This window comes from Gilliamella sp. B2828, assembly GCF_026537125.1.
In the GTDB taxonomy this organism is placed as follows: Bacteria; Pseudomonadota; Gammaproteobacteria; order Enterobacterales; family Orbaceae; genus Gilliamella.
Genome location: NZ_JAFNMU010000001.1, coordinates 102,241 through 111,243, shown reverse-complemented (window position 1 = coordinate 111,243; position 9,003 = coordinate 102,241). Strand labels below are relative to the sequence as shown.

Here is a 9,003-nt window from a genome sequence, read left to right as displayed (position 1 = left end):
CGAAGATCAGCTGATGGTCATTTGGCGTGACATTACCGATAGTATCAGGATCAGAGAGAGTGCTTTTGACGATGAATAAAAAATACTCTAAAATATCAATTTAGATGAATAGGTTAATGAAAAAATAAGTGGCTATTTAGGTCGTTAACTTAAACTGTTGAAATACTATTTATTTTTGGTTGAGTAATAACCATTGTTAATATCTGTAAAAATAGTATAACTTTGATACTTTTTTAAGTAAAATAAGTCTAAATAGCCTTTGTTAGATGAATAGTGAGATTTTACATGTCATTAAGAATCATCAAAAAACAAAATTGTCTTATTGCCATATTAACAATAATTTTTTTATTAGGTTATTTTGTTAACTATTTGTTTGTTAACTTTAATTTATCTTCGCCTGTGATTCAGGCTTCACAGCACAACGCATTTATGCCAGCAGTAAGCAAGAAACCTAGCAATTATCATCTTTTAGCCAAAAAATCCAAATTTTTCTCAAATTGCATACATTTTAATCACTACTCATCTTGCAAGATACTCATTCCTGATATTAGATTTGATCTGGTGTTATTGCCCCATCGTGAACCGTATTTTTCCTATAACTTTGCGCCACAATACAAAGAATGTATTCCTGAATTAAAACCACCTAGAATCGCTTAATTACATATTTAATTTGTATTTATTTTAAAAGTTAGTTCAAGTAGTTATCAGTCAAGTGACCGTTTTGCGATCAGTTTTATCGTTACTAACAAAAGAGTCATTATTTTATTTGAATGAAGATGAAAGGTATATTATGAAACGTCGACATTTTTTATTAAATATTACCACTGCAATCAGTGGATTAGCGGTTACCAAAGCCTTTGCCAAAATGGACCACTCAACTATGAGTCATGCCATGTGCACAACAAATTCTGATGAATGTCAAAAGGGGGACAGTATGCACCACGAACATATGAGTATGAATATGAATATGAGCCATAACAACTCTCCACAAAAACTTTTACCAACTTCAGCATTACCACAAGGTCGAAATTTACCAGAATTAGTACACTTAAAAAATACTAGTGATAAACAAGGTACTTTCGAAGCAGATATTGAAGCTAAACCCGTTAAAATTAAATTAACACCAGAATTAACAACAGAATTCTGGGCATATAACAATAGTATTCCTGGCCCAGCAATTGAAGCGTTTGAAGGTGATAAAGTCAAAATAACCGTTAAAAATAGTTTACCGCAAGCAACCACTGTACATTGGCATGGTTTACTGATTCCATCCAATCAGGATGGCAATCCGCAAGACGCAATCCCAGCTGGTCATAGTCGAACTTATGAGTTTACGATTCCTGAAGGTAATTCAGGTACCTTCTGGTATCATCCTCATGGACATGAAACTGTTGCTGAACAAATTGCCCGTGGCTTAGCCGGAATATTTATTGTACGCAGTAAAAACGACCCTCTCGCCTCTTTACCTGAACAAAACTGGTTCTTTTCCGATTTAAAATTGACCGATAAAGGTGAAATTGCCGATAACTCAATGGTTGATTGGATGAATGGTCGTGAAGGACAATTTGTATTAATTAACGGTGCTTATCGTCCTAAAATCACGGTGAATACTGCAACCCGAGTACGTATTTGGAATGCGTGTTCTGGACGTTATCTAAATTTATCCATACCGAACTGTGATGTTTATTTAGTCGGAACGGATGGAGGATTGATGCCTGAATCCATTAAACTAACTTCACCATTATTATTGTCACCAGCTGAACGTGCTGAATTAGTTATTGTACCAAAGAAATCTGGAGTCGTTTATTTACAATCAATTGGTTACGATCGTGGTAAAATGGGCAATGTCCCCCCAGAACAAGATATCATACTCGGAGAATTAGTCTTAACACAATCATCCTCAATTACTTTACCGTCAATCTTACGTGAATTACCAAAAGTAGGACAAGCAACTGCCCATAAATCACTAGAATATACAGAAGTGATGGATATGAAAGAACCGCGTGGTGGTATGCTATTTTTAATTAATGGCAAACGTCATGATATGCAACGTATTGATTTAGAGAGTAAAATTCATGAAATTGAAGAGTGGACAATTTTTAATAACTCTCATATGGATCATAATTTTCATATACATGGTGCACAGTTTACCGCTGTTTCACATGAATTCGACGGTAAAACGACACGACCTGAATATGTGGCATTAAAAGATACCATTAATCTACGCCCACGTGAAAAAATCACTCTAAAAATTCAACAAAATATGCCGGGATTACGTATGTACCACTGCCATATAGTTGAACATGAAACATTGGGCATGATGGGACAATTAATGGTGAAATAGTTTGACTATCCCCTCCCTATTTTTAATCGCTGTTTATTAAAATTAGAAGGGGGGGAAGATTTTGTTAATAAAGAAAGTTCTCAGACAGAGTTTAAAGATTAGAATATTAGCTAATCGCTTTTTAAACTAATTTTAATCACAACTTTCAAGGTACAACTTATTACCATGCAAGTTTTGATCAATTTAAATTACTTTTTATTGATAATAGGTCTTATTAGGTTTATCCGCTTATCACTTCAGTACTTCAAATAATCGCTTAACTTGTTGTAATAATTATTTTTGATTTTGACAAAAAATGCTAATATACTGCCAAAATGATCATGATCAATTATTGGCAAAAAATCAGCAAACGCTTGATTATCAATACTGCTTTATCGCACTTATTATTAGGTGTGATTGCTGCTGGGTTTGGATTATGTCAAGAAAATGCTTTACCGGTACAATTGTCAACATCCCAAGTTGGCATTATTACTATTACCCTAATCGTACAAGATCATCAAGCGCCGATAACAACAAAAACACAAACATTAGCCTTATCACAAAAACCACAATTTTATAAGTCATTTACGCCATTAAATTACACTGAGATTAGTCCAAATACCATTATTCGATTATCACCAAATAATGGCATAAGGGCTGGACCCGATGCTACTGCTTGATGAGCCTACCGCTCAATGTATTTAAATTGTTGTATAAGGTATCAGCCTTACTATATCTATTAAAAAGAACAAGAGAAAAGTTATGTTATTAAAATTATTAACTAAAGTATTTGGTAGCCGCAATGAACGCGTATTAAAAATGATGCGTAAACGTGTTGAAAGAATTAATGCCCTTGAACCGCAAATGGAAGCATTAACTGATGAGGAACTTAAAGCTAAAACCACAGAATTTAAACAAAGAATTGGAGATGGTACTAAGTTAGATGACATTTTAGAAGAAGCTTTCGCCGTTGTACGCGAAGCAAGTAAGCGCGTTTTTGGTATGCGTCATTTTGATGTACAACTTATTGGTGGCATGGTTTTAAATGAACGTTGTATTGCTGAAATGCGTACTGGTGAAGGTAAAACGTTAACAGCAACCTTACCCGCTTATTTGAATGCCTTAACAGGTAAAGGGGTGCATGTTGTTACCGTCAATGACTACCTAGCACAACGCGATGCTGAAAATAATCGCCCACTATTTGAATTTTTAGGATTATCCGTTGGCATCAACTTACCTAATATGCCACCACACATTAAACGTGAAGCTTACAATGCCGATATTACTTATGGTACGAATAATGAATATGGCTTTGATTACTTACGTGACAATATGGTATTTACTAAAGATTCGCGCGTACAACGTCCATTACACTATGCATTAGTCGATGAGGTTGACTCAATTCTAATTGATGAAGCCAGAACACCACTTATCATTTCAGGACAAGCTGAAGATAGTTCAGACCGATATATTAGTGTCGATAAAATTATTCCATTTTTAGTGCAACAAGAAAAAGAAGATTCCGAACAATTCCAAGGTGATGGTGATTTTTCTATTGATGAAAAATCTCGTCAGGTAAACTTAACTGAACGGGGATTAGTGAAAGTTGAAGAGTTGCTTATTAAAAACGGTATTATGAGAGGTGACGAATCACTTTATGCACCCGGTAATATTGTATTAATGCATCATGTTAATGCCGCATTACGCGCTCATCACCTATTCCATAAAGATGTTGATTACATTGTTAGAGATAACGAAATCATTATCGTTGATGAACATACTGGTAGGACTATGGATGGTCGACGTTGGTCGGATGGTTTGCATCAAGCCGTTGAAGCCAAAGAACATGTTAAAATTCAAAATGAAAACCAAACATTAGCATCAATCACATTCCAAAACTATTTCCGTTTATATGAAAAACTAGCAGGGATGACAGGAACAGCTGATACTGAAGCCTTTGAATTCAATCAAATTTATGGTTTAGATACCATTGTTATTCCAACCAATCGCCCGATGGTACGCAAAGATCAACCTGATCTTGTCTATATGACTGAGAAAGAAAAAATCAATGCTATTGTAACTGATGTGAAAGCTTGTGTAGAGCGCGGACAACCTGTCTTAGTTGGGACAGCCTCAATTGAAAAATCTGAATTAGTTTCATCTGCTTTTAAAAAAGCAGGGATTAAGCATAACGTACTTAATGCTAAATTTCATGCTCAGGAAGCGGAAATCATCGCTCAAGCTGGTCGTAAAGGTGCCGTAACAATTGCCACCAATATGGCGGGTCGTGGTACTGATATTATGCTTGGCGGTAACTGGCAAAGCGAGATAGCGAAACTTGAAGAACCAACCCCTGAAGATATCGAAACAGCCAAACAAGCATGGCAAGCAAGACATGAAGAAGTCATTGCGCTTGGCGGACTTTATATTTTGGGTACTGAACGTCACGAATCCCGTCGTATAGATAACCAGTTACGCGGTCGTGCAGGTCGTCAAGGTGATCCGGGAGCATCACGTTTTTACTTATCACTGGAAGATCCGTTAATGCGTATTTTTGCTTCTGATCGTGTAGGCAATATGATGCGTAAACTTGGTATGAAAGAAGGTGAAGCCATTGAGCATCCTTGGGTAACTAAAGCCATTGCTAACGCTCAAAAGAAAGTTGAAAGTCGTAACTTTGATATTCGTAAACAGTTACTTGAATATGATGATGTTGCCAACGATCAACGTAAAGCAATTTATCGACAACGTAATGAATTACTCGATAATTCAGATATTAAAGAAACGATCAATTCAATCCGTGGTGATGTCTTTAACGCATTAATTGATCAATATATTCCACCGCAATCCATTGAAGAAATGTGGGATGTTGCAGGACTCGAAACAGCACTTAAAAACGATTTTGATTTAGATTTACCTATTGCTAAATGGTTAGATGAGGAACAAAATCTGCACGAGGAAACATTACGTGAACGTATTTTACAAATAGCACAAGATACCTATATCGAAAAAGAAAATATTGCTGGTTCTGAAGCATTTAGACAATTCGAAAAAAGTGTTATGTTACAAACACTCGATACTTTATGGAAAGAACATCTTGCGGCAATGGATTATTTACGTCAAGGGATTCATTTACGTGGTTATGCTCAAAAAGATCCAAAACAAGAATATAAACGCGAATCATTTAACATGTTTGCCAGCATGTTAGAATCGTTAAAATATGATGTAATTGGTATTTTAAGTCGTGTACAAATTCGTTCACAAGAAGAAGTCGATGAAGCTGAACGACAACGCCTAGCAGAAATGGAAAAATTAATGGCAAAGCAACAAACCAACCATGAAGAGGTAACTAGTATGGGTAGTGAAAGTAAAGACCAATCAGCTGGATCGTCATCACAACCAATCGTAAGGAACCAAACCAAAGTTGGACGTAATGATCCATGTCCTTGTGGCTCAGGTAAAAAATATAAACATTGTCATGGTGCTGTTCACTAAGGCAAAAATTTAGTATCATCAAATAATATTGATATTAAATAACCGATTAAACTCGGTACTTACATTATCAGGGAAAGTAGCCACTTTCCCTGATGTTGATAACAAATAGACAGGATTATGAAAAAACATACTGAAATTGCTGTAGGTATAATTCGTTCACAAGATTGTCAGATCTTTATAACTCAACGCGGTGAAGACTCACATCTTGCTGGTTTTTGGGAATTTCCAGGTGGCAAGATTGAAGTAGGTGAAACCCCATTTCAAACCTTACAACGTGAAATAGCTGAAGAAGTTGATATCCAAATTCATCAAGCCCAATTTTTAAATATTTTTAAACACAGTTATGATGATCGTCATATCACTATTCATGCTTACCTCGTTGAAGAATGGGACGGCGTACCATTTGCTAAAGAAGGCCAACCTAGCCGTTGGATTGATCAACAAGATCTCAATGCTGACGAATTTCCAGATGCCAATAGACCGATCATTGAAATGCTTAAGAATCTAGATAAACAAATTTGATTTATTTGTCTGTTGGCTTTAAATAGCTTTGAATGTTTTTGAAGCTAGGGTGCTTTTTGTTTTTTTATCATATTAAAACTCTCTAATTTACTTATTCACTTTTGCAAAACGATGTCATCATCATGATTCTATATCATAATATTCACCAAAATTCTCTTTTTTATACTGAAACGTTTGCATTACCTGAAACGTTTTAACAAAATCAGAATTAAACAATTTAGATTGATTAATCCTAAAAATCATAAGGTTCAATATTTGTTTAATTGGCTAAAAAAGGTCTAATTTCTGTCTGTTTTTTAATATCACAATCAAAAAAATGACTATATTGGTAAATGGATTTAAGGTTTAACCATATGAAAGAATATTAAGTAGTACTCTATCGAGAAGGTACGTTATCTTCATTGCTTTAGGTATAGCTAACGCTAATCCAGTAAAATTGTCTGATTTTTTAAATAAATATGCAGTTCAAGGTTGGCAAGTTGTTACTATGGAAACAGACATACGTCGTTTGTTTCTATTTTGGCGTAGAGAAGCTTACTTAGTTATCATGGAACGTGAAGGCAACGAAATTAAACAAAACTTTTTCTAACCGGACAATTATGAAAGGAATCAATATCCCTAATAACTTTATTGATTCCTGATAATAAATAGATCCAATCAATAATCAATCTTAAAAGTTAGCAAGTCAAAAAAATAACTTTTGTCAAAAAGTTTCAGGTAATGCAAACGTTTCAGTATAAAAATTTACTTTTTGCATTGTAATTTTTGCTCAGCTAACGCTAAAAATACAATACCAATAATAATACATAGTCCACCAAGCAAACGAGTTAACGTTATATGTTCATTAAACACAATTATTGAAACTAGCATAACCGTCACCACTTGTAGATGAGAAGCAGCAAAAGCTGGTCCTACCGGCGCATTTTTTAATAAAACCATCCAAGTCATAAATGCACCAGTGTAGCCTAAAATTACCAAATAGACCCATCCATGACTAAAAATACGAATTAACCAATCGAAACTTATTTCAAATGGTAAAGCTGATAATGCGGTTAATTTGAAAGTAGTTTGACCAAACGTATCAAAAAACAATAATAAGATAAAACCAATGATATAAAATTTTTTCATTAAGTCAGTCCCACTAATATCACGCCGATAGTGATAAACAATATACCGATAAGACGAAATGCTGTTAGATGTTCTTTGAATAAGATGCGTCCAGCAACCATAACCGTGATGATATTAAACGATCCTAATAAAATACCTTGCGATAATGGAACTTCACTTAAAAAAGCCAGCCAAAAAATAAAACCAACAAAATAAGTACCAAAACCTAACCAAAGCCAGAAATTACCAAACAATTTTTGCCAATAATATAAACCTTGTTGATGTTTTGAAGTTATCGCGGCATATTTAAATGCAATTTGTCCGACAGTATCACAAAATAAATTAACAAACCAAAGAATAATAATTAAGGCTGACATGACTGACAAATTCCATGGATTTCAAGCACACTATGTTTTATTAAAAACTCATTTTGTTGCGCTAACTGCTTAAGTTGTGTTTCTATATCTTGAGAATGTTTTTCAATAATCTGTTGACACTTATCACAAATAAACAGTATGGAAATATGTTCTGGATCATGAAAATTTGGACAAATAATAAAACTATTAGACGATTCTACTTTATGGATAAAACCTTGTTCAAGCAAAAATTCCAATGCACGATAAATTGTTGGCGGTTTTGCTTTTGGTTCACTGACTTTAAGCAAATCTAAAAGATCATATGCACTCATTGCCTTATTTGCTTTGAGCATAATGCCTAACACAGTTCGACGCTGTGTTGTTAATTTAATCCCACGCTTCTTGCATAAATTTTCTATTTTTTCAATTAGCAGATTAAGCATTGTGTTTCCTTTGCTTCATAAACTATTTTTTTGCTGCTCTTCTTCGTCTGATTTCTTTAGGATCATTAATTAATGGGCGATAAATTTCAATACGATCACCATTTTTCACCAAATCATTAAGATCACAACGTTTGCCATAAATACCAATCAAAAGCCCATCCAATTTTATCTGACATATTGATAAGATATTGGATTTTGTAATTGCTTGCAAGACATTCGTTTGCTCATCAACATCGCAAGTAATGATGGTTGGATTATTTGGTAGCGCATAAACAACTTGAATACTGTTCATCTTAATAAATCTGCCTTGCTCTTTGTGAAAATGCATTAACCATGTTAGACATCACCTCTTTAAAAACTGGAGTGAACGCTATATCAAGTAATTTATTTTTGAATTCAAAATCCAAATCGAAACTAATTTTACTTTTGTGTTCACCTAATGCAGTAAATTGCCATTTTCCCGATAAGTATTTAAATGGGCCGTCTAACAAACTCATTTCGATAGAATGAGGCTGATTAATTTTGTTTAATGTTGTAAAAGATTTCTTAAACCCTAATTTTTCAACTTCAATAAATGCGGCCATTAAATTATCTTGTTTTCTAATAATGCCAGTTGCGATACAATCAGGTACAAATTCTGGATAGTGAGTAATATCATTGACCAAAGTAAACATTTGCTCAATTGAATAAGGCTCGATAACCTCGTGAAAAACATGTGCCATAATAATAAAATGAAAAGTTAAAATTAATGGCATAT

General features: G+C 34.3%; 11 protein-coding genes. 6 read left to right on the top strand and 5 right to left on the bottom strand.

What is annotated here, in order from left to right:
• Nucleotides 1-285 precede the first annotated feature (285 nt).
• The 6 genes from J3U19_RS00465 (at nt 286) to J3U19_RS00440 (ending at nt 6,929) form a co-directional block, all read left to right on the top strand.
• A complete protein-coding gene (locus J3U19_RS00465; protein WP_267345162.1) occupies nt 286-657 on the top strand; it encodes a hypothetical protein in 372 nt (123 codons plus the stop codon).
• 133 nt (nt 658-790) lie between these two features.
• Nucleotides 791-2,344, top strand: a complete 1,554-nt coding sequence (locus J3U19_RS00460) for a multicopper oxidase family protein (RefSeq protein WP_267345161.1) — start codon at nt 791-793, stop codon at nt 2,342-2,344.
• A gap of 314 nt (nt 2,345-2,658) precedes the next feature.
• Complete coding sequence (locus J3U19_RS00455) at nt 2,659-3,003, top strand: hypothetical protein (RefSeq protein ID WP_267339601.1); 345 nt, start codon at nt 2,659-2,661, stop codon at nt 3,001-3,003.
• Between the two features lie 82 nt (nt 3,004-3,085).
• Entirely contained in the window at nt 3,086-5,818 is a 2,733-nt protein-coding gene (secA, locus tag J3U19_RS00450; protein ID WP_267345160.1) for a preprotein translocase subunit SecA, read from the top strand.
• A gap of 117 nt (nt 5,819-5,935) precedes the next feature.
• Nucleotides 5,936-6,340 carry an 8-oxo-dGTP diphosphatase MutT gene (gene mutT, locus J3U19_RS00445; RefSeq protein WP_267339603.1) on the top strand — a complete coding sequence of 135 codons (405 nt, stop codon included), beginning with the start codon at nt 5,936-5,938 and terminating at the stop codon, nt 6,338-6,340.
• 436 nt (nt 6,341-6,776) lie between these two features.
• Nucleotides 6,777-6,929 (top strand): DUF4177 domain-containing protein, encoded by a 153-nt coding sequence (locus tag J3U19_RS00440; protein WP_416380281.1) that lies wholly within the window; start codon nt 6,777-6,779, stop codon nt 6,927-6,929.
• A gap of 155 nt (nt 6,930-7,084) precedes the next feature.
• On the opposite strand, the gene J3U19_RS00435 is transcribed toward J3U19_RS00440, so the two are convergent.
• From J3U19_RS00435 to J3U19_RS00415, 5 genes are read right to left on the bottom strand one after another with little or no spacing between them, the layout of a single operon-like run.
• Nucleotides 7,085-7,468, bottom strand: coding sequence for a DMT family transporter (locus tag J3U19_RS00435; RefSeq protein WP_267339604.1), 384 nt, complete (start codon nt 7,466-7,468; stop codon nt 7,085-7,087).
• On the bottom strand, nt 7,468-7,824 hold the full coding sequence (locus J3U19_RS00430) for an EamA family transporter (RefSeq protein ID WP_267339605.1): 357 nt from the start codon (nt 7,822-7,824) through the stop codon (nt 7,468-7,470). The genes J3U19_RS00435 and J3U19_RS00430 overlap by 1 nt, the downstream gene beginning before the upstream one ends.
• Nucleotides 7,812-8,246: a zinc uptake transcriptional repressor Zur gene (gene zur / locus J3U19_RS00425; RefSeq protein WP_267339606.1), complete on the bottom strand. Its 435-nt coding sequence runs from the start codon at nt 8,244-8,246 to the stop codon at nt 7,812-7,814. Before zur ends, J3U19_RS00430 begins: the two co-directional genes overlap by 13 nt.
• A gap of 22 nt (nt 8,247-8,268) precedes the next feature.
• Nucleotides 8,269-8,538, bottom strand: a complete 270-nt coding sequence (locus J3U19_RS00420) for an RnfH family protein (RefSeq protein ID WP_267345159.1) — start codon at nt 8,536-8,538, stop codon at nt 8,269-8,271.
• A 1-nt stretch (nt 8,539) separates the two neighbouring features.
• Nucleotides 8,540-9,001 carry a type II toxin-antitoxin system RatA family toxin gene (locus tag J3U19_RS00415; protein ID WP_267339609.1) on the bottom strand — a complete coding sequence of 154 codons (462 nt, stop codon included), beginning with the start codon at nt 8,999-9,001 and terminating at the stop codon, nt 8,540-8,542.
• Nucleotides 9,002-9,003 lie beyond the last annotated feature (2 nt).

What these genes read in the sequence shown, in the direction of transcription:
- J3U19_RS00435 (WP_267339604.1), bottom strand. Translation starts at nt 7,468, where the DNA reads ATGAAAAAATTTTATATCATTGGTTTTATCTTATTATTGTTTTTTGAT.
- J3U19_RS00455 (WP_267339601.1), top strand. Translation starts at nt 2,659, where the DNA reads ATGATCATGATCAATTATTGGCAAAAAATCAGCAAACGCTTGATTATC.
- J3U19_RS00460 (WP_267345161.1), top strand. Translation starts at nt 791, where the DNA reads ATGAAACGTCGACATTTTTTATTAAATATTACCACTGCAATCAGTGGA.
- secA (WP_267345160.1), top strand. Translation starts at nt 3,086, where the DNA reads ATGTTATTAAAATTATTAACTAAAGTATTTGGTAGCCGCAATGAACGC.
- mutT (WP_267339603.1), top strand. Translation starts at nt 5,936, where the DNA reads ATGAAAAAACATACTGAAATTGCTGTAGGTATAATTCGTTCACAAGAT.
- zur (WP_267339606.1), bottom strand. Translation starts at nt 8,246, where the DNA reads ATGCTTAATCTGCTAATTGAAAAAATAGAAAATTTATGCAAGAAGCGT.
- J3U19_RS00465 (WP_267345162.1), top strand. Translation starts at nt 286, where the DNA reads ATGTCATTAAGAATCATCAAAAAACAAAATTGTCTTATTGCCATATTA.
- J3U19_RS00430 (WP_267339605.1), bottom strand. Translation starts at nt 7,824, where the DNA reads ATGTCAGCCTTAATTATTATTCTTTGGTTTGTTAATTTATTTTGTGAT.
- J3U19_RS00415 (WP_267339609.1), bottom strand. Translation starts at nt 9,001, where the DNA reads ATGCCATTAATTTTAACTTTTCATTTTATTATTATGGCACATGTTTTT.
- J3U19_RS00420 (WP_267345159.1), bottom strand. Translation starts at nt 8,538, where the DNA reads ATGAACAGTATTCAAGTTGTTTATGCGCTACCAAATAATCCAACCATC.